General features: G+C 65.2%; 25 protein-coding genes. 9 read left to right on the forward strand and 16 right to left on the reverse strand.

The window, feature by feature from the left end; genetic code table 11:
- The first annotated feature begins 17 nt into the window (after nucleotides 1–17).
- The 4 genes from lnt (at nucleotide 18) to AB0E56_RS17770 (ending at nucleotide 4601) form a co-directional block, all read left to right on the forward strand.
- Nucleotides 18–1541, forward strand: a complete 1524-nt coding sequence (lnt, locus tag AB0E56_RS17755) for an apolipoprotein N-acyltransferase (RefSeq protein WP_051667918.1) — start codon at nucleotides 18–20, stop codon at nucleotides 1539–1541.
- Nucleotides 1538–2041 carry a DUF3515 family protein gene (locus tag AB0E56_RS17760; protein WP_036331304.1) on the forward strand — a complete coding sequence of 168 codons (504 nt, stop codon included), beginning with the start codon at nucleotides 1538–1540 and terminating at the stop codon, nucleotides 2039–2041. Before lnt ends, AB0E56_RS17760 begins: the two co-directional genes overlap by 4 nt.
- Before the next feature lie 74 nt (nucleotides 2042–2115).
- Nucleotides 2116–3942 carry a cytochrome c oxidase assembly protein gene (locus AB0E56_RS17765; RefSeq protein WP_136025419.1) on the forward strand — a complete coding sequence of 609 codons (1827 nt, stop codon included), beginning with the start codon at nucleotides 2116–2118 and terminating at the stop codon, nucleotides 3940–3942.
- A complete protein-coding gene (locus AB0E56_RS17770) occupies nucleotides 3939–4601 on the forward strand; it encodes a copper resistance CopC family protein (protein WP_051667920.1) in 663 nt (220 codons plus the stop codon). The genes AB0E56_RS17765 and AB0E56_RS17770 overlap by 4 nt, the downstream gene beginning before the upstream one ends.
- A 501-nt stretch (nucleotides 4602–5102) precedes the next feature.
- Here the strand turns inward: AB0E56_RS17770 and AB0E56_RS17775 are convergent.
- The 7 genes from AB0E56_RS17775 to AB0E56_RS17805 all read right to left on the reverse strand — a co-directional run bounded on the left by AB0E56_RS17775 (nucleotide 5103) and on the right by AB0E56_RS17805 (nucleotide 11768).
- A complete protein-coding gene (locus AB0E56_RS17775; RefSeq protein WP_231868230.1) occupies nucleotides 5103–5570 on the reverse strand; it encodes a signal peptidase II in 468 nt (155 codons plus the stop codon).
- Entirely contained in the window at nucleotides 5567–6175 is a 609-nt protein-coding gene (locus AB0E56_RS17780) for a cadmium resistance transporter (protein WP_029266243.1), read from the reverse strand. The genes AB0E56_RS17775 and AB0E56_RS17780 overlap by 4 nt, the downstream gene beginning before the upstream one ends.
- Nucleotides 6175–8091 carry a cation-translocating P-type ATPase gene (locus AB0E56_RS17785; protein WP_062635479.1) on the reverse strand — a complete coding sequence of 639 codons (1917 nt, stop codon included), beginning with the start codon at nucleotides 8089–8091 and terminating at the stop codon, nucleotides 6175–6177. The genes AB0E56_RS17780 and AB0E56_RS17785 overlap by 1 nt, the downstream gene beginning before the upstream one ends.
- Nucleotides 8088–8447 carry a metalloregulator ArsR/SmtB family transcription factor gene (locus tag AB0E56_RS17790; RefSeq protein ID WP_081859720.1) on the reverse strand — a complete coding sequence of 120 codons (360 nt, stop codon included), beginning with the start codon at nucleotides 8445–8447 and terminating at the stop codon, nucleotides 8088–8090. The genes AB0E56_RS17785 and AB0E56_RS17790 overlap by 4 nt, the downstream gene beginning before the upstream one ends.
- A 267-nt stretch (nucleotides 8448–8714) precedes the next feature.
- A complete protein-coding gene (locus AB0E56_RS17795) occupies nucleotides 8715–9494 on the reverse strand; it encodes a cytochrome c biogenesis CcdA family protein (protein ID WP_029266247.1) in 780 nt (259 codons plus the stop codon).
- A 16-nt stretch (nucleotides 9495–9510) separates the two neighbouring features.
- Nucleotides 9511–10077 carry a TlpA disulfide reductase family protein gene (locus tag AB0E56_RS17800; RefSeq protein ID WP_105950738.1) on the reverse strand — a complete coding sequence of 189 codons (567 nt, stop codon included), beginning with the start codon at nucleotides 10075–10077 and terminating at the stop codon, nucleotides 9511–9513.
- A gap of 1085 nt (nucleotides 10078–11162) precedes the next feature.
- Nucleotides 11163–11768: an HAD domain-containing protein gene (locus tag AB0E56_RS17805; RefSeq protein WP_029266251.1), complete on the reverse strand. Its 606-nt coding sequence runs from the start codon at nucleotides 11766–11768 to the stop codon at nucleotides 11163–11165.
- A 459-nt stretch (nucleotides 11769–12227) separates the two neighbouring features.
- Here AB0E56_RS17805 and AB0E56_RS17810 point away from each other — a divergent pair, with 459 nt between their 5' ends.
- A complete protein-coding gene (locus AB0E56_RS17810; protein WP_136025420.1) occupies nucleotides 12228–12905 on the forward strand; it encodes a hypothetical protein in 678 nt (225 codons plus the stop codon).
- A 173-nt stretch (nucleotides 12906–13078) separates the two neighbouring features.
- On the opposite strand, the gene AB0E56_RS17815 is transcribed toward AB0E56_RS17810, so the two are convergent.
- From AB0E56_RS17815 to AB0E56_RS17835, 5 genes are read right to left on the reverse strand one after another with little or no spacing between them, the layout of a single operon-like run.
- Complete coding sequence (locus AB0E56_RS17815; protein WP_220173942.1) at nucleotides 13079–14338, reverse strand: McrC family protein; 1260 nt, start codon at nucleotides 14336–14338, stop codon at nucleotides 13079–13081.
- A gap of 44 nt (nucleotides 14339–14382) precedes the next feature.
- Nucleotides 14383–15627 carry an AAA family ATPase gene (locus AB0E56_RS17820; protein ID WP_081859722.1) on the reverse strand — a complete coding sequence of 415 codons (1245 nt, stop codon included), beginning with the start codon at nucleotides 15625–15627 and terminating at the stop codon, nucleotides 14383–14385.
- Complete coding sequence (locus AB0E56_RS17825) at nucleotides 15573–16130, reverse strand: hypothetical protein (protein ID WP_029266261.1); 558 nt, start codon at nucleotides 16128–16130, stop codon at nucleotides 15573–15575. Before AB0E56_RS17825 ends, AB0E56_RS17820 begins: the two co-directional genes overlap by 55 nt.
- 2 nt (nucleotides 16131–16132) lie before the next feature.
- On the reverse strand, nucleotides 16133–17155 hold the full coding sequence (locus AB0E56_RS17830) for a DNA adenine methylase (RefSeq protein WP_051667921.1): 1023 nt from the start codon (nucleotides 17153–17155) through the stop codon (nucleotides 16133–16135).
- Complete coding sequence (locus tag AB0E56_RS17835; RefSeq protein ID WP_051667923.1) at nucleotides 17133–18215, reverse strand: adenine-specific methyltransferase EcoRI family protein; 1083 nt, start codon at nucleotides 18213–18215, stop codon at nucleotides 17133–17135. Before AB0E56_RS17835 ends, AB0E56_RS17830 begins: the two co-directional genes overlap by 23 nt.
- Nucleotides 18216–18415: 200 nt before the next feature.
- Between AB0E56_RS17835 and AB0E56_RS17840 the strand changes: the two genes are divergently transcribed.
- Nucleotides 18416–18640, forward strand: coding sequence for a hypothetical protein (locus tag AB0E56_RS17840; protein WP_029266267.1), 225 nt, complete (start codon nucleotides 18416–18418; stop codon nucleotides 18638–18640).
- 33 nt (nucleotides 18641–18673) lie between these two features.
- Here AB0E56_RS17840 and AB0E56_RS17845 read toward each other — a convergent pair whose 3' ends face one another.
- From AB0E56_RS17845 to AB0E56_RS17860, 4 genes are all read right to left on the reverse strand, one after another.
- On the reverse strand, nucleotides 18674–19474 hold the full coding sequence (locus AB0E56_RS17845; RefSeq protein ID WP_359801162.1) for an abortive infection family protein: 801 nt from the start codon (nucleotides 19472–19474) through the stop codon (nucleotides 18674–18676).
- A 488-nt stretch (nucleotides 19475–19962) separates the two neighbouring features.
- Nucleotides 19963–20805, reverse strand: coding sequence for a transposase (locus tag AB0E56_RS17850; protein ID WP_359801164.1), 843 nt, complete (start codon nucleotides 20803–20805; stop codon nucleotides 19963–19965).
- 28 nt (nucleotides 20806–20833) lie between these two features.
- Nucleotides 20834–22162, reverse strand: coding sequence for a VCBS repeat domain-containing M23 family metallopeptidase (locus AB0E56_RS17855; RefSeq protein WP_359801166.1), 1329 nt, complete (start codon nucleotides 22160–22162; stop codon nucleotides 20834–20836).
- Nucleotides 22163–22295: 133 nt separating this feature from the next.
- On the reverse strand, nucleotides 22296–22559 hold the full coding sequence (locus tag AB0E56_RS17860) for a hypothetical protein (protein WP_359801168.1): 264 nt from the start codon (nucleotides 22557–22559) through the stop codon (nucleotides 22296–22298).
- Between the two features lie 138 nt (nucleotides 22560–22697).
- Between AB0E56_RS17860 and AB0E56_RS17865 the strand changes: the two genes are divergently transcribed.
- From AB0E56_RS17865 to AB0E56_RS17875, 3 genes are all read left to right on the forward strand, one after another.
- A complete protein-coding gene (locus tag AB0E56_RS17865) occupies nucleotides 22698–23003 on the forward strand; it encodes a hypothetical protein (RefSeq protein ID WP_359801170.1) in 306 nt (101 codons plus the stop codon).
- Nucleotides 23004–23054: 51 nt separating this feature from the next.
- Nucleotides 23055–23576, forward strand: coding sequence for a hypothetical protein (locus AB0E56_RS17870; RefSeq protein ID WP_359801172.1), 522 nt, complete (start codon nucleotides 23055–23057; stop codon nucleotides 23574–23576).
- Between the two features lie 213 nt (nucleotides 23577–23789).
- Nucleotides 23790–25187: a cell division initiation protein gene (locus AB0E56_RS17875; protein ID WP_359801174.1), complete on the forward strand. Its 1398-nt coding sequence runs from the start codon at nucleotides 23790–23792 to the stop codon at nucleotides 25185–25187.
- Nucleotides 25188–25204: the final 17 nt, after the last annotated feature.

Genomic DNA, 25204 nt, shown 5'->3' on the forward strand with positions numbered 1-25204 from the left:
GGTTCGATCCACGCACCATGTCGACGGCAGTACCGTTGCCCGTTGCGATAGTCGCGTCCGCTATCGCCGGCGCCGCGCTGGATCTTGCGTACCCGGAGCTCGGCTGGTGGCCCGTGGCCTTTGCGAGTGTGACGATCGGCCTGTGGACACTGCGCGGGCGTTCGCTACCCGCGGCGTTCTTGGTTGCCCTCGTCTACGGGGCCGCGTTCTATTTCACCCACCTCGTCTGGGTCTCACGATTTCTCGGCCCCATCCCCTGGGTGGCGTTGGCCGGACTGGAATCGCTGCTCTTTGGTGCCGGTGGGATGCTGATTGCGCTCGCATATAGGGTGATGACCAGCCGCTCGCGGTGCGGATATTCCATGATCACGCCTGCGCTCATCGCAGGCGTGTGGGTGCTGCGCGAAACCGTGATGGGAACTTTCCCTTACACGGGGTTCCCCTGGGCGCGGATCGGATTCACCCTTACTCAAAGCCCGTTCGCGGAAGCCGCCTCCTGGGTGGGAACTACCGGGCTCTCCTTCCTGACGGTCCTCATCTGCGCGAGCAGCTTGGACGCACTCGCTCATCGACGACGGCGACCGGGAGCAGTCGCAGTTCTCGCTCTCACTGCCACCGCGCTCGCCCCCCTGTTCCCCACTACGCAGGCAGGTGCCATACGTGTCGGATGGGTGCAAGGAAACGGACCAAGCGGCTACTTCGACACCAAAGCACCCGGCGACATCATGCGGGCTCAGGAAGGGGCGACAGCTCCTCTCCTCGGTCGGGGGATGGATCTTCTCGTCTGGCCAGAAGGCGCAGTCGACGCGGATCCTTTCCAGGATGCAGACGTCACCGACCGGCTTGACCGACTCGTAGCAGACGCCGGCGCTCCGGTGTTGGTGAATGCGGCGACCGTGCGCGGCGACGATACTTTCAATACGTCGATCCTGTGGACGAGCGCCGGACCGCAGCAGATCCACGACAAAGCCAACCCCGTGCCTTTCGGCGAATACGTCCCGGACCGTTGGTTCTACGAGGCCATCGCTCCTGACCTCATCGGACTCATTCAGCGCGAGTACACGCCTGGCTCAAACACGCCCCTCGTGAACGTCGGCGGTGTTCCCGTCGGTCTGGCGATCTGTTTCGACGTCATCTACGACAACGTCATTGAGGACAGCGCGGCGAAGGGCGCACAACTGTACGTGTTCCAGACGAACAACGCCGACTTCAGAGGCACAGATGAGAACCTCCAGCAGCTCGCTATTGCGCGTATGCGCGCCATCGAAACCGGAAGAAGCATCGTGAACGTGTCGACGACCGGCACGAGCCAGGTCATCCGCCCTGATGGGACCCCACTTGCAGAGCTCGCGGTGAACACGCAAGGCGCAAACGTCACCGAAGTGCCCCTCTATACCGGGACCACGCCAGCGGTGGTTCTTATGCCGTGGATCGGGTGGGCGTTGAGCATGGGAACCGTATTGATGCTGCTCGTCACCACCGCTACTCGTCAGCAGCGAGCGGGCGAGGATTTCCGTTTTCACGAAGGGAACACGCTGTGAAGACAAAATCGCTCTCGCTTGGTGCGGCGTTCGGCGCGCTGCTTCTGCTCAGCGGGTGCGCTCCCACCGTGCATCTCGAGGCGGCTCCGAAAGCGAACGATCCGTTGTGCGCGGAGGTCACGGCCCGGCTACCCGACTCTATCGGTGATCAGGCGCGGGTGTGGACGGACGCGCAAGCCACTGGCGCATGGGGAAGTCCCACCAGCGTGCTGCTCACCTGCGGGCTGGACTCACCGGCTCCCACCACGCTGCAATGTGTGAGTTTGGGGGGCGTCGATTGGATCGTGGACGAAGCGGAGACACCAAATCTACGGTTGACGACCTACGGGCGGGAGCCCGCAGCGCAAGTGTATGTGGACACGACGACGTTGTCGGCCGACGCCGTTCTCCAAGCACTTGCCGGAGCGATTCAGCAGCTTCCGAAGAACGATGCGTGCACAGAACCGATCACGAAAGACCCTGACGAAGAAACCTCTTCGACGGAGGGAGCGACACCGTGACGCCTCCTATTCTCCGCGTCGCCGGGCTGACGATTTTCGTCGTCTCTGCAATCGTCGCCGTCGTCATCGGGCTGGTGATCGGCGGAGGAGCTGCACCGAGGCTGACCAGCGACCCCGGCGCGGTGGTTCGCTGGGGCCTCCCGGTCGCGAAACTACTCGTCAACCTCTCTGGCGCTGCAATGGTAGGACCACTCGTGTTCGCTCTGTTCGCTCTCGCATCCGGCACGAAGCCCTTCCTCACCGCGCTCAATCTTGCCTCGGCGGGTGCCGCAATTCTTACCGTCGCGAGCGGGACGGTCACCTTCCTCACCTTCCTGTCCTCGTTCAACCCGAAGGTGAGCCTGGAGGCAGAGTTCGGCGCACAACTGGGCCGTTTCCTCCTCGACACCGAGCTTGGAAGATCTTGGCTCATCACCGCCATCTTCGCGTCGGTCGTGACCGTGCTCGCATTCGCGGTGCGCGGCTACGGTGCCGTGCTCGTCACAACGATGCTCGCGATCATCAGCCTGATTCCGATGTCCACTCAGGGGCACTCCGGGGAACTGGCCAACCACGACGCGGCAGTCATGTCTCTCACCCTGCATATCGTTTCGGCGGCGGTGTGGCTCGGCGGGCTCACATTGCTCATCGTGATCCGTCCGGGCCTTCCATCGTCCACCCTCGAGGACATACTCCGACGGTACTCGACGTTGGCACTCATCGCCTTCGTCGTCGTCGCCGTATCGGGGTATGCCCGGGCGCTCACTGCCCTCGGACGATGGGACGACCTCGTCACGCCGTATGGGCTGATCCTGCTCGCAAAGATCCTCGCGCTGGTGGTGATGGGCATCCTCGGAGCCGCCTACCGCGGTCGACTCATCGCAAAAGCGGGCGAGGGCCGCAACACCTTCTGGATGTTCGTGTGCGTCGAGCTGGCATTCATGGGTATCGCAAGCGGCGCCGCCGCGGCCCTTGCCCGAACAGCCGCACCCGCGGACACGATCACGATTCCTCAGACCACGGCCGCGGAGATCCTCACCGACGCCCCAGTCCCGCCAGAATTCACGACGGAGCGATGGTTCACGGCGTGGAGCATTGATCTGCTGTGGGTGATTGTGGGAGGTTTCGCGGTGTTCTTCTACCTTGCCGGGGTGGAGCGCATGAGACGTCTCGGGCAGCCTTGGCCGATGCGGCGCACCATCGGCTGGGTGATCGGGATGGGCGCGCTCGTGTGGACCACCAGTGGCCCGCTCGCTGTGTACGACGAACCTCTGATCAGTATGCGTTTCCTCTCTTTCGCACTTCTCGGCCTCGTCATACCGGTACTTCTCGTTTCCGCTGCGCCCCTCGTGCTCGCACTCACCGTCATACATCCTCGGGACGACGACAGCCGCGGAGCTCTCGAATGGCTTCTGTGGGTTGCCGCCAGCCGAACAATTCGGCTGGCGCTCAACCCCATCATCACCGCCATACTGTTCACCGCCACGATGTGGCTGATCACATACTCGGACCTCTTCCGATGGTCGCTTTACGACCAACTCGGAAGCGAATGGATGATCACGCACCTCCTCGTTATCGGGTGCCTCTTCGTCAGTTCGCTCTTCCGGCGCAATGGCGCCGTGCCCGCTCCCGGGCGATCTCGGCGGTGGACCTTCACCGCACTCATCACTCTGACTCTGACGACGGTGTTCATCGGCATCGCCACCATCACCCGAACAGACCTCATCGTCGCCGAGTGGTTCGGCGCCATGGGACGGAGCTGGGGATCCACCCCGCTCCAGGACCAGCGCGTCGGAGGAATCATCATCGTCGGAATCGCGGCTTTGCTCGCGGCCCTGATCGCAGCCTCGGTGCTGCGCCCCCAGCGCACAAACTCAGTTACCCTCCCCACGCACACCTCCCGAAAGGACGCATCGCGGTGACCTCGACCCGACGCCCGACCTGGCTCGCCGGCAGCATCATGACCCTGATTGCCTTGAGCATCATCGTCGCCCCCGCACCCGCGGCCATGGCGCACGATAACCTCCTCGACGCGGTACCCGCGCCGGAAGAGACGGTGACACAGCTCGACGCCGTCGCCCTCACCTTCAGCGGAGAGCTCATCGACTTCAGCCAGGCCAGCTTCGCGCAGGTCCAAGGCCCCGATGGTCTGTACTACGAGAGCGCGTGCTCGACTATCGACCGCAACGTCCTCACCACTCCGGTGAGACTCGGAAAACCTGGTGTCTACACCGTCCTCTGGAACGCGGTCTCCAGCGATGGGCACCCCATCTCCGAGAGCTACACGTTCACCTACGCACCGACAGGCGTGGACCCCGAATTCGGGTGGGACAAACCAGCATGCGGAAATGAAGAGTCCCGCGCTCAACCCGGTAAGTCGACTCCGTCGCCTACCCCCACAACGAGCGGTGAAACGGAAAACTCAGAGCCGTCGTCGGCACCGACATCCCCACCCCAGGACGAAACCACAGCCATCGCGATTCCCCTCATCATCGCCGTAGGCGTGGTCGGAGTTGGCGTCATCGCCACAGCTCTCGTCGCACGACAGTTGCGCCGAAAGAAGGATCAGCGCCATGACTGATGTACGGACCCCGGCCATCGGGTCGCAGCGACGACGCAGTTACGCGCCGACCATACCCAGCGCGAATCAGTCACATGTGGCGAGGTGCCACGGAAGCGGCAGCCCCCCAGGAGACGATGGACGCGCGAACACGTTATCCATGCGACTGAAAGAAGGGAAAGCGTGAACGCCCACATCGCGAACGAAGCAGCTGCATCATCCGAGGACTGCGGGTGCGCGCCCACCCCCGCTGAACGCGACTCCTTCTGGAAGCTGCGCATCAGCCGGCGCGGGGCGCTCGGACATCGCGCCCTCAGCGCCGTTGCTCTCGCCAGCTTCGGCATCACCTCCGGCGTGTCCGCCCCGTACGCGGCGTCCTATCTCGGTTGGGACGATTTCCAACGAGTCAAAAGCAACGAAGCGGCCAAAGCCGCGGAGGTCACGCGCGTCGGAGGGCTGGTCCAGTCGCTGCCGCAGAAGGTCGCCGAGACTAGGAGTGCGCCGCGATCGCCGCTGCGAAGATCACGATGTCGGCGATGTTCCCGATGAACCAGTTCCCATAGGCGAGGAAGTCCACGACATGTCCGCGGGCGAATCCAGGCCCCGAAAGAGACGATCGCCTGCGTGTGATGCTGCAGCTCCGCCGAGCGCGCCGACGATGATCGCCCAACCTGGGCGCTGAACTCGGAGTGCGAATACGATCGCTGCGATGGTGGCGGCGACGGCGAGTAGCGCGAAGACCCAGGTGTAGCCCTCCCCGAAGGAGAATGCCGCTCCGGGGTTGTAAGCAAGTTGCAACCAGCCAGGCCGCCCGATCAGGGGGATGCGCTCGCGTTCGGTGAGGCTTGCTTCCGCCCACATTTTCGTTCCCTGATCGATCAGAACAACAACCGCGGCGATCAGCAGCGCTCCGCCAGTGAGTTGCCAGCGCTGTGCCGGCGACAATTTCCGCGGAGCGGACGGGCGAGCTTCTGCCTCGGGCGACGTCATGCGAGGACCTCAATCAGACGAACGATGACGCCGGATTCGATCAGGATGAACAGACCCAGACCGATGAACACGGCCGGGACGAGCCAGTGCTCGACGCGTTCCAGCCCCTCAGTGACAGCCTTGTTGGTGCCGATCAGCCGTCCAGCGGCGCACCAGACGGCGACGAGAACGAGGAACACGACGATCATGACGGCGACGTCGCCGGGTGCGGTGGTGCGGAAGATCGGCGTGTACAAAGAGATATTGTCCGCCCCATTGGCAATCGTGATCCCCGCAACACCCCACATTCCAACCGCGGTGATCTTGGCGTCGTCGTCATCGTCATCGCCGTTGCGGCGCAGGCCGGCGACAAGCGTCCAGATACCGATGCCGAGCGGGATCAGGCCGAGGAAACCGACCCATTCGTCCGGGACGATCGTGAGGCCGAGCGCGGCGATCACGCTGATCACGACGAGGGCGATGAACCCGAGGTACTGGCCAGCGACGATCTGCCAGGGCCGGGGCTTCCCCCGGCTTGAGGCGAGGAACAGCACGGTGAGCACGACGATGTCGTCGATGTTGGTCGCTGCGAACAAGCCGATCGCTGATCCGATGGTTGCGAGCATCAGCTTTCCAGCCGCGGAGTGTGTGCGCGGGCGGCTCGCAGCCCGTTGAGGATCACGATGACCTCCGCGACCTCGTGGACCAGGACGACGGCCGCGAGCCCCAGCACTCCGAAGAGTGCGAGCGGGAGCAGTGCCGTGATGATCAGCAGCGACAGGATGATGTTCTGGTTGATGATCCGTCGCCCTCGGCGGGCGTGATCGAACGCCCGTGGGATGAGGCGGAGATCATGGCCGGTGAACGCGACGTCCGCGGATTCGATCGCCGCGTCGGAGCCGGTCGCGCCCATCGCGATACCGATGTCCGCGCCAGCGAGGGCCGGAGCGTCGTTGATGCCGTCGCCGATCATCGCGACCGCCCCTGCCTTCGACAGCTCACCGATCGCGGCCGCCTTGTCTTCGGGGCGCATCTCGGCTCGCACGTCAGTGATGCCGGCCTGCGCAGCCAGTGCACGAGCGGTGCGGGTGTTGTCGCCGGTGAGCATCGTCACGCCGATGCCCTGTCTTGTCAGCGTCCGGACCACGTCGGGGACTTCGGGACGCAGCTCGTCGCGAACGCCGATCGCGGCGACCGGGGACCCGTCACGGTGCACGATCACGACGGTCATGCCCTGCTCCTCGAGCCCCGCCACCCGGTCCGTCAGGTCGTCGGCGTCCAGCCAGCGGGGGCTGCCGACGGTGATTCTCGATCCGTCAACGGTGCCGTCGATGCCGTGCCCGGGCTGCTCGGTCACATCGGCAGCCGCCAGAGTACCCGGGGCCGCTGCGGTGATCGCGGCAGCCAGAGGATGCGTGCTGTGCTGCTCTAACGCTGCCGCCCACGCCAGGGCCTGAGCCTCCGTCACGCCGTTCGCGGTGAGGACGGCGGTGACTGCCGGTTCGTTGCGGGTGAGTGTGCCGGTCTTGTCGACGGCAACGTGGCGGACCGTACCGAAGCGCTCGAAAACAGCACCGGACTTGATGATTACACCGAACTTGCTCGCCGCACCGATCGCGGCGACGACCGTCAGCGGTACCGAGATCGCGAGCGCACACGGAGACGCCGCAACGAGTACCACAAGCGCGCGGGTGATCCACACCTCAGGATCGCCCAGCACCGAACCGATGATCGCGACGAGCGCCGCGAGGATCAGAACGCCTGGCACCAGCGGTCGGGCGATCTTGTCGGCTAGACGAGCACGCTCACCCTTCTCCGTCTGCGCCTTCTCCACCAGCTCAACGATCGTGGTGAGCGAGTTGTCGCTGCCGGCCGCAGTTGTCTCGACCTCCAGTGCACCGACACTGTTGATCGCGCCGGCCGAGACCACATCGCCGGGCTCGACCTCGACCGGGATCGATTCGCCAGTGATAGCCGATGTGTCCAGGCTGGAGCGACCGGAGCGGACGATCCCGTCGGTCGCGATCCTCTCGCCCGGTCGGACAACCATGACCTGACCGACCATCAACTCTCTCGCCTGGACGTGCACGGCAGTGCCGCCCTGCAAGACGGTCGCTGTCTCCGGTACGAGCTTGAGCAGTGCACGCAGCCCGCCGCGGGCGCGGTCCATCGCCTTGTCCTCGAGTGCCTCAGCGATGGAGTACAAGAACGCCAGGGCCGCGGCCTCCTCCACGTAGCCGAGGACGACTGCTCCGATGGCGCTGATTGTCATCAGCAGCCCGATGCCGAGTTTGCCCTTGAAGAGCTTCCGAATCGCACCGGGCGTGAACGTCGACGCACCCAGCAGTAGGCCGATCCAGAACAGTACCAGCGCCGGGATCTCCTGACCCGACCACTCGAGAATCAGTCCGACCAGGAACGCTATGCCGGAGAAAACAGGCACCATGATCCCGCGGTCTCGCCACCAGGGCTGCTCGACCGCGTCGGATTCTTCGTCAGCAGTACTAGAGGGCTCGTGCTCGCAGCCGCACGCCGCGCTCACGCGTCCACTCCCGTCGCGCAGCAACCAGCCACCATGCACGCTGAATCCACGCACGGCGCATGCGCGTCGACAGCCAGCGTCACATCGACGAGCGCGACGAGGGCCGCTGCAAGATGCGGGTCGGCGATCTCGTAGCGGGTCTGGCGACCTTCAGGCTCGGCGACCACGATGCCACAATCGCGTAGGCATGTCAGGTGGTTCGAAACGTTTGAACGGGTAAGGACCAGGTCCCGCGAAAGCACTGCAGGATAACTGGGTCCTTCGAGCAGAGTCATCAAGATCCGTGAGCGCGTGGGATCTGCCATCGCCCGGCCAAGCCGGTTCATCACGTCGATACGGGAAGTAATAGTCAGCACACACTGACTGTACAGCAGTGGATGACCAATCGCTAATGGGCTGCCCACTCCCCACCCCGCGGGCGATGCGCGAACAAGCTTCCATCTCATTCCCTACTCGGTGGCGCCACGACCGTTGTGGGTCGCCAGTCGATCCCCGATGACTGCAACCGCAGGATCCCGCCGTTGACATCGTCTGCACCAAACCGATCGGGGCTGCAGGCATCGGCGGCCATCGAGAGGCTCTCCTCGGAACTCACCGCTTCACTGTCCGCTGCCTCGCCAGTCTTAGAGCGGAAGGATGACGGTGCCCATCACCGCCGTCAGCCGGGACATGATGTCGGTCCAGATTCCGCTTACCATCAAGGCGCCCAGCGCGAGGAGCAGCACCCCGCCGATGGCGTTCACGACGCGGATGTGTCGGCGGAGGAACCCGATTGTCTTCGTCGCCCATCCGAATCCGAGAGCGACGAGCAGGAACGGGATACCGAGGCCCAGGGAGTACGCGAGCCCGAGGAAGCTGGCACGCACGGGATCGCCGGCGTTGAAAGAGATCGCCACGATGGCGGCGAGGGTCGGGCCCATGCAGGGTGCCCAGCCAATGCCCAGCGCGATGCCCAGGAGCGGGGCACCGACAATGCCGTACTTGGAATCGATGTGAAAGCGCAGCTCACGTTGGGCGAAGCCGAAGAAGCCGAGGAACACGAGCCCCATCATGATGATGATCACACCGAGGATCCGTGTGATCAGGTCACCCCACTGCAGCAGGAAGACGCCCACCGTGCCGCTGAGTGCCGTGATGAACACGAAGACGATGCTGAACCCGAAGATGAACAGCAGCACTCCGAACAGTAGCCGTCCTCGCGACGGCGATCCGGCATCCCCGGTTGTTGAGCGAGCTCCGCGAGACGCAGCGCCTCGCGGAGCGGCCGTTCCCCCGAGGAAGCCGAGGTAGCCCGGGACGAGAGGGAGCACGCATGGGGACAGGAACGACACGAGTCCGGCGAGCATGGCGAGAGGGATTGCGAGCCAGAGCGCGCCGGATCCGATGATCGCTTCGGGATTCATAGCGTCGCCGAGATCGTCACGACGACTCCGCGAGGGCGTCCTCGACGAGTGTGGACAGGATTGAGGTACCCTCGATCGGACCGATAATGCGCGCGGCAACACGGCCCTGCTTGTCGAGCACCAGAGTGGTCGGGGTGGCGGCGATCGGAACGACTTTGGCGAAGGCGAGCTTGGCCTCCGCCGTGTCGGCATCGATCAGGCTCGGATAGGTGACACCGAACTCGTTGGCGAATGCGGCGGCGGTATCGGCCTGATCACGGGTGTTGATCCCGACAAACGAGACGCCGTTCCCTTTGTATTCCTGCCAGACGCTCTCCAAGTCGGCCGCCTCGACACGGCAGGGTGCACACCCGGCGTACCAGAAATTAACGACCACAACCTCGCCTGCAAGGTCAGCGCTGTCAAGCTTCTCGCCGGTCTCTGTGATGCCGCCGAAGTCGACAGGGTCTCCACGGTCAGCCTCAGGGATCTCTACGATCGCACCGTCGCCGGAGACAAAGCCCGTGTTTTCTCCGCTGAGAAACGATTCACTGACCGGATCGGGCGCGCAGGCGCTCAGGCCGACGATGAAGACCGCGGCCAGCGCGGCTCCGACCGCACGGAGAGAAGCACGGTTGCGGCAAGAACCACCGGGACGAGTTGCATTGACCGTTGGGGCGAGTGGCACAGTTTTCAATTTACGGGGCGTTCCTATGCGTGACCCCGAAGCCCAGGACGCCCGGCACAACCACTGACCGGACCCGATGACGCCGCGCTCTGCGACCGCGTCGCACAGGCGACGATCCTGACGACAGGCCCGGGCGTGCGCGCCCGCAGCTCACTCACCGCGCCGGTATGGAATGGCGCCCCGCCCCACATATACATGACGGTCCCGAGAACCGGGGATACCCATCCGAGCCACGCGGCTCCCGCAGCGAGTACCCGCGCAGCATCGCGAACAATATTCAGGGTATTCCTCGGTCTAGGCTCCGGGGTCCATCTCCCGCCGAAAACGATCGTCTTCGGCAGTCACCTGGGCGCACTGCTGCAGCGTACGACACGCTGACGAAAACCCACCGCAACCCTCTGCCGAACCCAATACGCACGGAAACGACAAGTGAACAGTTTTGGCTGAATCGCACAACGGCGTGGCCACCGAGCATGGGTGACACATGCTGTCAGCAATGCCAGGCGTGGCACGCAAAGCGGGGTTGTGCCACTTCAACGCGGTTCCGACAGTTAAGCTCGTGCTCAGCCCCATCTCACTTCAAGGGGTGTGTTTCTAACCGCCGATATTCACAGTTATCCGAACTATCGGCGCGAAGCCCCATTTTTCGGGGTTGAGAGCGAAACGTACGGACCGTTCCAGGGGCGGAGCTCAATTCAGGCTCCAGCGGCGGTGCTCAGTCGCCTGAGCCGTTGGGCAACACCCCTTTGCGGAATCCTGGTTGATGGGCCGCGACGTCGCTACGCGCCGCGTGGAACATGCACGCGGCCACAATGAGCGTTAGGCATACGCTGCACGTGTTTACGAGCGCTACGGCGGCACCCAACCACATCTCCCGGACCGAGCATTCGGGGCGGCTGACGTCCCGCGAGTCAGCAGACCTTGACCGCCCGAATGACAGCGCCACCTTTGCCCCGCATCCTCAGCGGCACGACTGGCTACTGGCCTCGGCAAAGGCGCTATTAGGGAGCGTCCTCATTCAGCCAGCTTTCGACCCGCTGCAGATCGCGCGGCAGGAGCCCCGGCAAGGACCTTGTCCGCAGGAGCAGGCGCTGATGATTCTGTTGCGGTCCCCATGGGTCGGCCTTGATGCCCACGTTCCCGATTTCATCGTCGATCCATGCGAATCGCGCCGGCTGCACACGGTCAAGAAGCAGTTCAGCGGCCCGACGCTTCCACCACCACTCGGAGTTCGAGTCGAATGCGATGCTCTGGTCAAAGCGTTGGTCGATGATCGTCTTACCCTCGCGAGTATCCACCGAGGGATGATCTGCGCGATGAGGCATCAGCCCGTCGAGACCGAGCGCAGCCTCGAACTCGTCGAGTAACCACGGCTGCTCCAGCCAGGTAGTCAGCCAGGCGCCCTGGACGTCCGAGCGAGCGAGGATCGCTCGAAGCCTTCCGACCACCAGCGGCCTCCAGCGGATCTTCCACCTACCGACTTCCGCCACGGCCAGTTGCTCTCCGCGAGTGTTCTTAAAGCCGTTGAGCACGCCATCGATGTCCAAGGCGATCAGCGTCACCGTGCGCTCGCTCGGCGTCAACGACGTGACGCTCGGCTGGTCCATTTGTCCATCCCTCACATGGCGTTAATACCACTCGCAGAAAAGGCAAAGCTGCCAATTCGCAGAGTCGCGACGTGCAAAAATGGCGGACTCATTGATACATGAGTAGAAATCCTTTCGGAATGCATCCCGCACTCCACGAAACTTGTGGTTTTAGTCCGCGGCAATGACATATCGTTCAGCTCATGGCACGAACCAACGGAGGGCACGGCGACGGTTCACGACCGACACACGAAGACGTGCAAGCCCTCGTCGACGCCATCGTCCGCTTGTCGGATGACCCTGCATGGCTCATCTCTGCACAGTTCATGCACACGCCGCAGGAGGAACCTCATCGCAGTCGCACGCCAAACTCGAATGCATGGCTCGTAGACGGAGGCGACGTCGAGACGGTTATGAAGATTATCCAGACCGTCGGGCGGCGTTGATCCGGCCGGCAACCCCAAAGATCAAGGAGCACTCGTGACAGGGAACGCATGGCGAGATGAAATGGATCCCTTCCAAGTTCGCATCATCGATGAAACGGCAAAGAGGTTTAGCGATACTCAGGCCCGGCTGACAGGCGACGACCACGCACGGTGGGACAGTCTTCCTCCAGACGCGAAAACGAACGTATCGGACCTCGTCGCTGCTGTGTATATCGCGCACAGTCAAGCACTTGCGGCGATCGTGCCAGAGGCCGGAGAGTTGGTCAGTGGCTCTCCGCAAAGGGCCCCCGAGGCATGCGGATTTGATGACGAGGACTATGACTCAGCGGATGACGAGTACGAGCACGGAGTGGACGATGAGCTCGACGTCATTCTAAGCTCGCGCGGCTGGAGGTCTGCCCGCACGGATCGTAGTCTGCGCCATGACGGCTCAGACCGTTGGTGCCTGCTGAAGCCAGGACGCGTGCAAGTCTTCGTGAGTCCCGTCGTTCGCCGCGGCTTCGAAGTCATGATCTGGGTTGGCGGCGAGTTGTTGGAGCCACAGCTGTTTGAGATCGACACGGCAGCTTTCATCTCCGTCGTTCCTGCAATGGAGCAAGCTGTGGAACGAGCGTCGTTGCGGCAACTAAGCGATGCTGACCTACTGGCCTCGGTTGTAGAGGCTGCGAACCCTGTCATGCGACAGCAATCGGGTAACGCAAGTAGCGAGTAACACCGTTACCAGCGTACGGACAGTAAGCGCCAATATCCCGACTCTAGCGAGCGCTCTGGCTGAGTTTGAGCATCGTTCTCGATGACATTGGCGCGTGTTCCGCGTTCAGAAATCCACGTGAGTGAACGGACGGCGGCCGTTCACGGTGGTGGAGTCGAGGATAACGACCGGTCTCATGGCGCCTCAGGAGGGCTCATCTCGGGCGGAGGAATCAACTCGCCGTCGAGCCAGGCGCTAATCGTCTCGATGAGCAGCTGAGGGCCGTCCGGATGAGCCAACGCCATGAGGTTGAGCGGCAGCGCGGTCAGCTCGATGTCCTCGCTGCCCAGAGCTGACGGCACGCGCCACACGGTCGGCTCAGCACGCTCGGCCACTGGGTACGCCAAGGAGACCCTGCGACAGCCCAGGACGTGGCCCGCGGTGAGGACCTGATACGTGTCCGGGGCCTTCGGGCGTGATCCAACGCGCTTGTACTTGGAGTCGATGACGGCGACCGCCGCGCTCTGATGGTCTCGAAAGACGACATCGGGGGTGGTTTCAAGTCGCGAGCCGTGCCCTGCGATGACCTCGCCGAACTTCGTCGTGTGCTTGCTCACCCGCTCGCCGCGGGAACTCGCGGCTCGGGTGCACAGCCAGTACACGTAGTTCTCGTAGATCGCATCGGAGTTCCAGAGAAAGCCCGACAGAGCGTGCTCACCGCTGGCGTGATGGACGCCCGCACCCTCAAGTAGGAGGAGCCCCACGATTCGTGCCGGCTCGAGCCCTTGGTGCTGTGTGCCCAGCACGATCCGCTGCGCGTCGAGGAGGTGAGGCGGCCTCCGGTCTACATGAGATAGCCCAGCGGCGATTTCCCTCATCGCGCGCGACCGGCCGGGGGCCTTCACGATCGCAGCAAGGCAGTCCGCTGCCCACCGCAGCAGCCGTGCAAGTGAGGTGTCGTCGGTGAGGAGGTCGGCGACGTACGGGAGTTCCCAGGGGCGTGAGATCCACCGGTCGAGGCGCGCCACATCGAGGCTCCCGCGCAGCACCGTTCCGGACGATGCTTCGGTCCAATAACCGCGAGGCAGGCCGCGTGCAGCGCCCTTCGCGTATGACGTCAGAAACATCTCGGCGAGGAGGTCGGGGAGCGAGAACTCGGCCAGTTCGTGTGCGGTGGTGAACGCGTCGTCGACATGCCCGCCCTCGACGATCGAGAGGATGCGCCAAAGCACGGTCTGCCAGCTGCCCTCGACCGTGCTAAGAAACTTCGGAGCGATCTCGATGTCGGTGCTTCCGACCCTGACGAGCCCGGTGACCGCCTCTGCCCGCAGCAGTATGCGACCGTCGCCGACGTCCTCCACCCGGATGGGATCGCTCGCGAGACCAAGCGCGCGTCGCCAGCGCTTGTTCGCCTCGGTCAGAGCGACGAGGTCGATCTCATCAACTCGATGCACCGCCGGGGCACCGTACTCCTGGAGTCGGATTCGCGGCGACGCGACTACCGAGCCAGCCACCTGAAGGATCGTTTGATCGTGTCGAGCGGGAGCTCGCTCGTCCGGACCGGCGCGAGGGCACGGGCCTGCGCAGTCCCACTCTTCGACGCCCGCAGGGTCCACGCGTAGTCGCCCGTCGGGGGCGCCGTGTCGACGTGGAGCAGCTGCATGAGCTGCTCGGGCCGTCCCGAGTATCGATCCTCGAGCTGTGGGAAGAGCACGTCGTCCCAGGTTTTCGACAGGCTTCGCCAGGCGTCGGTCTCTGAGATCGGCTGCTCGGATTCGTCGGCGGGCGTCACCGTCGCCGGAATCGGCGTCAGGAGCCCGTGGCCCAGCTCGAACTCCGAGCCGAGGTCGGAGGCGATGACCACGTTGAGCCGATCGAGCAGGAGGTATGCGGTCTGGAACGGGTCCAACGTCTCCAAGTTGTCCTCAGTCGGCGTCGGGATCGCCGTCGTGTCCAGGCCCCAATGACCGGCGAGGGCGTCAAGGTCCGGCCGCATCTCGATCCGGTCGAACCGGCGCGCGAGCGCGCTGTCGATCGGGACCGCAGCGCGATCCACGCTGTTCATGGTGGCGACGACGTAGACGTGCCTCGGGAAGGTAAAGCCGTCGGGGATCGTCGTTGACGCCCCACCCGGCCGATGGAGCTGCTCGCTTGCACCGTCGGCAAACGTCAGCTGTCGGAGCGGCACTGGGAGTGGGACGCTGCCGCCGTCGCGGTAGTCGAAGTCTAGAAAAGTCATGAATTCGCCGAAGATGCGTGCCGCGTTTCCGCGGTTCACCTCGTCGATGAAGATCACCACGGAGTTGTACTTTGAGTCGTCGTCCGCGAGCTCGATCGCCGCATCCAGGAACACGCCGGCCCACGGCTCGAGGCGGGTGCCCTCGGCGTCCATGGCCGGCCTGAGCCCCAGGACGAAATCCTCGTAGCCGTACGACTGATGGAACGTGGTCCACACGACCTTCGCCGGGAGCGGGATCGTGATCGGCTGCTTGGGTCGGCTGAAGGGCGACGCGGCGTCGCTGGGATCGAACAGGATACCGCGGCTGCCTTCCGGAGGCTCCTGCAGCGACTGGAAGAGCTGGCTGATGAGCCGCGTCTTGCCGGTTGCCGGCGGACCGTAGAGCAACACGTTTCGTCCGGCGCCCCACGACGCAAAGATGTCATCGATCTTGTCAGCCACGCTCCACCTCACCCCGCATCGATCACTCCGCCCACGGTCTTGCCCTGCGTGTACAGATCCCATGCCGGGTCGTTCCTCGCCATGGCAGTGGGGCGGACGCCCTTGGTGAAGCCAGCGTAGTAGTCACCTTCAACCGTCTTCGCGATGTAGATGCGCAGGCCGCCCTCGGGGAAGAACGGACGCGCCTCCTCTTTGTTCCGCACATCGTCCGGTGCCGATGGGAATCCGCGAGCGACGGTCCACGCCGGATGGCGTTGCGAGTTCGGTTGTTGCCGGTTCTGCCGCGCGATCCGCATCCGTCCGCCCGCCTTACGCTGAAACTCAATCGGTCCTGAGATCCCCGGCACGCCAGCGACCCCGGCCTGGATTGTGATCGCAGGCAGGGCGTCCACGTTCGTTCCGGCCACCCCCAGAAAGTCGAGCGTCTCGGGCACGATCGACGCCGGGACCTCGATGTACAGCGAACCGCCACCGCCGCGAATCTGATAGTGGCGCTCGATGTTATAGAACTCGCCGGGTTGGACGTTTCGCCACCAGATGCGCTCGATGTTCAGCTTCTGCGCCATGCTCAGAAGACCTCCACGTGATAGAGACGTTCCAGCACGGATCCGTCCTTGACTCGGTCGTTGCTCCGGTAGCGGAGATGCGGCTGCTCGTGCACGGTGACCTTGCCGAAGTCTCCCAGGATCGAGAGCAACTCTTCCCCACTCACCTGTCCATCCTCACTGTAGGAGATGAACACGTGGCGAGCATCGAGCCGCTCCATCGTGGCCCGGAAAGCGCGACCGGCGCTGCGGCGGTAACAGAAGTCCGAGGCCTGGTCCATCCACGGACGCAGTCCGCCGTCGCCTGCTGCCACCGGCTCGTCCTCCTGGGCGAGGGTCTCGAGGACGTGGTAATTCCCGGCATACTGGCGCTTCGTGTACGGCGGATCAAGATAGACCGCCTCCGTTCGGAGCGACGACGCCAGATCCTCGACGGAGCCCTGCAGCACGGTGTGCTCGCCCGGCGTGGTCTCGAACTCGAGCGGCTCGAAGGTGAGCGGGCGAAGGGCAGTACTCGATAGCGTCTTGCGGAAGTACCCGTAGGTACCGCTGATGTTCGCTACCTTGTTCGTCGCGAGCAGTAGATGCTGGAGCAGGACGCTGTGTTCGAGCTCAGTGAGCGAACCAGCCGCCCTGAGCTCGAGAATGCCCGCACGCACGCCGTCGATGTGCGCGGCGTTCTCGGCGGAGAAGTAGAGCCTCGGCGCCCGGCCGTTTGCTGGGGCACCCGCGGCTCCAAGCTCGCGGGAGAAGTACCCCCGTCGAGGCTCGGCGGCGCGCATCCACTCGAGTGCCTCGGCGTAGCCACCGAACACCTTGAACTCGGGAGGCTTCTTCGCGAGCAGCCGCGTGCGCGCGTGAATTACCGGGAAGGTGAGCGCATCCGAGGCCGTGACGTCGTAGCCGGCACGAGCGAGCGCGAGCGACACGGAGGCCGTTCCGCACATGGGGTCCGCGATGCTCGACCCAGCAGGGACGATTTCCGCGATCTCGCCGACGATCCAGTCAGCGAGCTTGGTCTTATTACCGAGGTAGCGATACGACACGCGCGTCCAATCCCCGATTCCCGCCCGAAAGGCGCCGGTTTCGCACGACGATCCGGTCGTACATGCGTCGATAGCCGCGCGGTGTCGGCAGGTAGAACCGTGGGCCGCCCTGCTGGTAGGTGCCCTTCTCGGCGATCTGGGACATGGGCTGGCCCAAGGTCTTGCTCGACCCGACGATCTCGAACTGCTCTGGGTTGTACTTGTCGATGAACGTGATCGGGACGCCCATGAGGCCGGCGTAGTCGGACGGAATATCCGCGGTTTTGCCGACCTCGATTGCGTCGAAGTTCGCGTAGCGCGGATAGTCGGCCTCGCGGTATCGCTTAGTCAGTTCGAGGTCTCGGTGCCGCTCGTCATAGTCGAGGTTGGTGAACCAACGAACGCCCTTGACGCGAATGTATCGGTTTCCCTCCGCATCAACCCGGGTCCCTGCAGCCTCAAGCGGGTAGTCGGCTGGCACGCGAAACTCGCGGTCGCCGCTGCGGATGCTCGGGCCGTACCACATCTGGTTGTTCTGGAAGAGCGGGAATATCTCCTTGTAGGTGAGCGCGTTCATGTTCCCGAGGATGATGAACTGCTTGTCGTGCTCGACGAGCTGGGCGACGAACTCGCGGAACAGCGAGAATGGCGGGTTCGTGACGACGATGTCCGCTTGGCGCAGCAGCTCGACGCTCTCGGCGCTCCGGAAGTCGCCATCGCCCTTGAGAGGACGCACGCCGATCTCGTTGGCGTCCGGCACGCGGTTGCCGTTCTTGTCGCCGTCGTACTCGAGCCAGACAGCGCGCGAGGAGTCGCCCCGGCTGAACTGGCCCGGATCCTCGCTCTGGTAGCACGTGGCGATGAGTCGCTTCAGGCCCAGCGCCTCAAAGTTCTCGGAGAAGTAACGGAAGAAGTTGCTGACCCTTGGGTCGTCGCAGTTGAGGTAGACGACCTTGCCGGCGAAGTGTTTCCGGTAGTGACTGAGCTCCTTCTCGATGTCAACCAGCTGGGTGTAGAACTCGTCCTTCTTGGCCCCCCTCGCCGCTGACAGATTGCCATTCGCGGCAGTGATGAGCGTCATCGGCCTGCCCCGTCGAGCTCGAGGTGCGATTTCGCGCAAGAGATTGACCGCGTCATAGTTGCGACGATACGGCGGGGGTCCGACTGCGCCTTGATGGCGCGGCGCGAGCTGGGCTGGGGCATCCACTCAGTGTAATGCTCATTGCACATATCTGTACAGCAGGTTGTACAGATATGTGCATATGGCTATACAGTGTTCGCATGACCGCCGTCGAGCGCGCCGAGACACGGGTGACCCTGCTGAAAGAGGCAGTGGACATCGTCGCACGTCTGCAGGCGAACGAGGCCGAGCACGCCGAGCTGCTCGCCAAGCGAGCGGCGGTGTGCAAGGCGCTTCGCGCAGCTGGCACGCCCATCAAGGAGCTCCAGGAGGCGCTCGGCGTCAGCCGGAGCCGGGTGAATCAGTTACTGAGCGACGTGGCTTAGCCGCGCCCGAAGGCCTCCGACGGCCGCGCCTGCCTACCGCCCGATCTGGCGGTCGTGCGTCGACAACATCAGGTCGGCGACGTGTACAACCTCGCGGATGACGTAGCGCGCCGCCTCAGCAGTCACTCCGGTGAGGAGCGTCCGGCCGTGGCCGGTGCCCTGCAGATTCCGCAGCTCGTTGACGGTGAATGCTACGGTCTTCGCCGACTGGTAGATCGAGGGGACCTGCTTCGCGCCCGGGACCGAGTCGTCGACGACCGCCGGGCGAAGCCCCAGCTTCTCGAACGAGAGCGCCACCAGCGCCGGGAAGTCGGCGCGCTCCGGCAGGCGGTTGCCCTCCTCGAGGACGAACTTCGCGACGGCTTCGAGCAGCTCCTTCGCCCCGCCGAGCAGCGCCGCCGGGTCGTCGATGTTCCGCCGCAGCCGCTCGAGCTGTTCATCGAGCGCGGCGCGACCGCCGGTCTCGAGGTGGATGTCGCCCGCGTACTCGAGCCGTCCGTACGCCGAGAGCGCCCAGCCGGCGTGGGTCACCGCCGCGTGCAGGTCAGCGACGTGCTTGTCGTCGGCATACTTCCCAAACGCGCCGTCGAGCCGGAGCGCGTTGAGCATCCCGTCAACGAGCGCGCCCGCGGGCCGCCGCTCGGCCGCTCGGAACACCGCGAGGACGCGCTGCTGCTTGTTCGGTGCCTGCGTGTTCAAGTCGTAGGGATCAGCGTCGACGTATCCGGCGCCCGCGAAGAGTCGTGACAGCGTGGAGTGGCTCGGCCCGCTACCGCCGCCGAAGAAGAACTGCGCGAAGGCGGCGGCGATCTCGTCGTTGAGCGGGAACGTCATGCTTCCATCTTGGCGGCCGCGGAGACAACACCGGAGTCCTCGCGCAGGCGAGACACGAGTACCGTGAGGGCATGCCCACGACGCCGGACGACCCCACCGAGCGGTTCGCGTCGCTCGCGGAAACGGTGCCGTGGGCGACCCCGCGCCTGGACGAGGACCGCGATCGGTTCGTGGCCAAAGAATAAAGCGCGACCATCGACACGGAGCAGACGCTACCGAATGTCCAGAACCCCGCATCTATTCCGCAGATTCACCGCCAGCTCGCGGCACTCGCTGGCAACCGAAAGCAGGCGCGATCAGGACTGTTCAAAGCACCCGCAAGTCCGCAGAAACCCCTGATAGGGCGAAACTCTTACTCGAAAGGTCACCGGATCGATGCCGGTCGGAGCCACAAGGACCGTCGTTACAACGGTTCTAGAAACCCTCGCCTAGCTTCTACATGGCGGGGGTTTTGCTTTGCCCCGGCGAGATGCGGTTTCCGAGCGGCTCTAGAGAGCCTCCCGTGCGGCTCGGGCTTCCGCTGCGGCGCTCTTCGCCGCGTCCACCTGCTCTTCCGCTGCAGCATGCTCCGCCGTCGCCGGGGCGATGTCGCGCTCGACATGCGCGGCTTCGGCGCGCACGCGCGCCAGCTCCGCCTCCAGCTCCGACTCGGTCTTAGACAGTTCCTCGGTCTTCTCCTGCAGGGCCCGCAGCGTCTTCGCGTTCGCGGCGAGCTTCTTCTCGGCCACCGCGAGTTCCTTCTCGGCTGCGACCACGCGACGTTCGGCTTCCCGCCGCTCCCGGCGTTGTCGGAGCTCGTCCGGCGGCTGCTCCGCCATCGATCCGACCTCGGGGATGCCGCCCGCCACCGAATCACGTACATCCTCTGCCGTCGCCGACGGCTCGAGCGCGCGGATCAGCCGCCCCGACGCGACCGCGCCGGCCGCGGCGGGGTCGAAGAACGCCGCCGAGATGCTGCTCTGGACGGCCTCCAGCGTCGCGGGCGTGATGCGCTCGCCGCGGGATCCGGCCACGTCCGCCGCCATCTCCGCAAGCCGCCGCGTCAGGGCCCGGCGCTCCCTGCCGAGCTTCGCCAGCGCCGCAGCGTCGAGATCGTCCTGCGCCTCACGGAGTTCTTCCGCCAACCGGAGCGCCTCCCCCAACTGCGACGCCCGCTCGTGTGCGAACACGTTCACGACCCACGCGGCGATCGACGGTTTCCGCAGCGCGAGGATCCGCGATGCGAGGTCGCCGCCTGCTTCATCAGCTCGGGCTTTACGGGCGGCGACGAACTCGCCGGGTGGGCCCGAGTACAGCGCGGCCGCGATCTCTTCGAAGGACGCATCGGCCATGCGCCCACCTTACGCCGGGCGCGTCCGGCTACTCGATGGCGAGGTAGTCGGCCCAATCGGCACCGACCAGCACGCGCGTTCCCAGCGTGCCGTTGCCACGCCCCGGATAGAAGTAGAGCTGGCCGGCGGAAGTGCGGACGAGCAGATCCGCGAGGCCATCGCCGTTGTAATCGACGCCTCCGGTCACGGCGGTGAACTCCCCCCACCCCTGGGCGACCACCCGCGGCGCACTGAATCCGCCCGCCACGCCGGGATAGAAGCGCAGACCACCGGCCGGATCGACCGCCATGATGTCGCCACGGCCATCGTTGTCGAAATCTCCTCCGACGAGGAAGTGGTACGCCGCCCATCCTGAGCCGAGGGTGATGTTCGCCCCTCCGCCGAAAGAGCCGGAGCCGGAGCCGCGGTAGATGGTCAGGACACCGGCCTCGGAGACACCGAGCACGTCCTGCCGTCCGTCTCCGGTGTAGTCGGCGCCGGATGTGACGTGCAGCAGGTCATACCAGCCGCTGCCGACGATGGTCGGGGCGGCGAATCTGCTCGCACCGCTTCCGGCGTAGAACTCCAGCTTGCCGTCAGCCCTCGCGGCGAGGATGTCGCCCCTGCCGTCGCTGTTGAAGTCCGTGTGCGTGACGTGCCTGCGCGTGCCGCCCCATCCGCTGAACAGGGTCGTCGCCGAGGAGAACCCGCCGGACCCGTTGCCGGTGCGAAGACGGAGATCTCCGTTTCCGGCGACCACGAGCACGTCCGCCCTCTTGTCGCCGGTGTAGTCGGCGGCGGCGACACCCGGCGGCTGCCCCGAGCCGAGCCCGGGGAAGTACAGCGGCAGCGTCGTGCCCCGCGTGACGTTCGACAGACAGACGAATCCGTTGTTGACCGCGGTGTACACCGACCCGTTCAGCCGCACCTCGAAATGCAGGTGGTACGCCGGGGAGTTGCCGGTGTTGCCGACGACGCCGATCTGCTGGCCACGGACGACCTTCGTCCCCGGCGCGTAGATTCCGGGCGACGCCATGTGCGCATAGCGCGTGACGTATCCCCCGGCGTGCTGCACGTCGGTGTAGTTCCCGTAGCCGCTGTTCGCGGTGCGGGACTTGATCACGCCGTCGTACGACGCGACGATCGGGGTGCCACCGGCCCCGGAGATGTCGATGCCGTCATGGGCGCGGTAATTGTTCCGGCACCCGTCGCCCACCTTCGATTGGATGTTGCCCGAAGCCGGGTAGACCATCTGCGGATCGTTGGCTGCGGTCGCGGCGGGACCCGCCGAAAGCGAGGGCGCCAGCGCTCCGATCGCGACGGCGAGCACGGCGGCGATCCCGAGGCGGCCAAGACGCGCGCGGGATGGTCGCTTCATCTCGAAGTTTTCTCTCTCGTTCGGCGGCCCCAGGGACGTGATGCCCTCCGACGTCACCGTACCAGCGCTGAGGAGAGCACCCGCGCACGTCGCCGATGAACCGGCACATCGGTCTGCATCAACAGCGTCCGCGTCACAGCAGGTCGAAGTCGCCGCCGTAGGGAGCCGAGTTGTCCCCCGTATCGCGAGCGTCGTACTCCACGGTCTCCACGGAGATGACGACGCGGGTCGCGAAGGTGATCAGCACGCTGACGGAGCGATTACCCACCACGATGAATTCGACGAACCCCCCGCCGGCGTGCATCGCGGTCTCGATCCTGTCTCTGATGTCGGTGACGTCCTGCCCTTGCGCCAGGTAGTACCCCGTGTCGTTGAGCTCGATTCGGATGCGCACCATGGTCTGCATCTCACCCTCCGCTGGTCGTCATCTCCGCTGTCATTCCGGCGAAGGTATTCGATCTGACCGTCGGCGCAGAAGGGGATTGCGGAACGGCCCGAGAAGAGGCAGGGTCCGCGCCGGGTGTACCGTGCACTCATGGGAAGACTCCGGTACGACGGCACCTCGGATCCGATCCTCATCGAGGACAAGACGCTGGCGCATCTCAAGATCGTGATCGCGACCAAGCTGCGCCGCCAGGAGAGCTTCATGATGACGTGGCGCCCGGTGGGCGGCGGAGTCGACAAGCGGGCGACCGTCTGGATCCATCCGGCGATCCCGCTCCAGTTCGGGTTCGAGGATGCCGAGCATCCCCCGGTCGACGCACGGCTCGTCGCCGAGATGATGCAGGCGCTCAACGCGACGGGCGAGCTTGTTCTCGATCACCTGATCGACCCTCGCTGACCACTGCCGGCACGCACCTGACCGACGTTCCGCGCACACTACGCTGAGGCGGTGGACGTCCTCCTCTACCTCCTCCTCGGGCTGCTGATCCTCGCCCTCATCATCGGCGGAACGCGCCTGCGGAGTCGGGTGAGCCGCGAAGCGGTGGGAGCCGGTGCCGGAGCGACCGGGAGATACGCCGCCACCCGACTCGCGCAGACGCTGGATGAGCTCGGGACCAGCCTCATCGTCCACGCTCCGGAGCCGCTCGCGCGGGAGATCGTGTCATCCGCGACGGCGACGCAGGTGAAGGTGTCCGTCCGCGACGACGGCAGCCTCGGCATCCGATTCATGGAACCCGACGACACGATCGTTGCACTGGTCCCCGACCGAGAGGGGATCCGGCTGCAGATCGAGACGTTCCGCGAGTACCTGGGTCATCCGCAGACCGCTGCGCTGTGGACGGACCTGCGCGCGGCGGTCGCCTCGGCGGCGCGCGTCCGTGGAGTGGCGGTCGAGAATGGGGAGCAGATCCGATACCGCCGTGGGCCCCTCCTCGACGAGAGGAACGCCCGCTGGGAACGGGACACCTGACCCCATGAGCGCGTCCGTTCACAGGCACGAAAACAGGCGAGCGACTTCCGGGCTTCGCAACTAGGCTGGGATGCGCGCCTCGCGCGGCCGGGCCTCCGCCGGGTCCTGGTCGTGGCGTGAGCCCAGACGACCTCTTCCTCCGGTCGCACGACCCGAACATCGGGATGGAGCCGCCGCTCCACCGTGTGGCCACGCCAGAAAGGCACGAACCACATGAGCGAATCCTCCGGAACCGCCGACCGCGACGGCGAGCGCTCGCCGGACTTCTTCGACCAGCTGATCGAGACCACGCCCCGAGATGCGCAAGGGGCGTTCACCGTCGGCTTCCGCGGTTACGACAAGGGCGAGGTCGACGCCGCGCTGGCGAGCCTCCGTTCCCAGCTCCAGAAGGCCGCTGCCGACCTCGCCGAGGCGAAGAGCCGAGAAGCAGACGCCGTCGACGCCGTGCGCGCCGAGGAGCGCGAGGCCCGTGAAGCTCTCGAGAGCGAGCTCACCGCCGCGAACGCGAAGGCGTCGGAGGCCGAGCAGCAGGTCGCCACCCTGACCTCGGAGCTCGTCGACGCCCCTCAGGCAGATGGCGAGGAAGCGCCGTCGCGTCAGCAGTTCGAGGCGATCCTCCGTGTCGCCGAGGAACAGGCGAACGTGCTGATCCAGAACGCCGCAGTGCAGGCCGACCGCCTGATGACGTCCGCACGCGAAGAAGTCACGGCGCAGCGCGCCGAGGCCCAGGCCGACGCGGAGCGGATCACCGACCAGGCACAGCGCGACGCCGACCAGGTGCGCCTGAAGATGGACACCGAGTACACGGCGCACGAGGCCCGCATCGAGCGTGAGGCCGCGCACGCCGCCGAGAAGGTGAACCAGGCGGCACAGGAGGCGACGGCGATCCGCACCGAGGCCGAGAAGGGCGCTGCGGCGCTCCGCTCGCTCGTCACCCGTGAGACGACGCAGCTGCGCGCCGACGCCGAACGCGAGGTGCGCGAGATGAACGCCCGCGTCCTCGAGTTCGAGGAGACCCTCACTCGACGTCAGGACGATGCGCAGCAGGAATTCCTCGTGCTGCACAACCAGGCCGTGGCACACGCCGAGCGCATCACCAACGATGCCAACGAGCAGGTCGCCGCGTCTCTCGAGCACGCCCAGCGGATCTCGGCGCGGGCCGAAGACTACGAGCGTCTGACCCGGTCGCAGGCTCAGGCGATCGAGGCCGACGCCCAGGTGCGCGCCCGCGAGACCCTGGAGCGCGCCCGCGCGAAGGCGCAGAAGATCGTCGACTCGGTCACGGGCCACACGACGGCCGTTCTGCGCGACGCCGAGGACCGCACGCGCCAGCTGCGCTGGCAGCAGCAGCAGCTGACGAGCTTCATGGCCGAGGTGCGCGAGCTCATCCGCCCCGACGGCATCTTCTCCGACGACACGGTGCCCGCAGAGATCACCGCAGCCGACGACACGGATAGCGCGCCCGCGCCCGCCGTCGACTCGGGCGAGGTGCCCGCCGCTTCCGAGGAGACCTTCCGCGGCGACGAGGTCCTCGAGGATGAGCTCGACGACGACCCCCTGGAGAAGATCACGATCGACGTGGTGGAGACCAAGAAGAAGTCCTCCAAGTAGTCACACGACAGAGGCGC

This window comes from Microbacterium sp. NPDC028030 (assembly GCF_040637855.1).
Classification (GTDB): Bacteria; Actinomycetota; Actinomycetes; order Actinomycetales; family Microbacteriaceae; genus Microbacterium.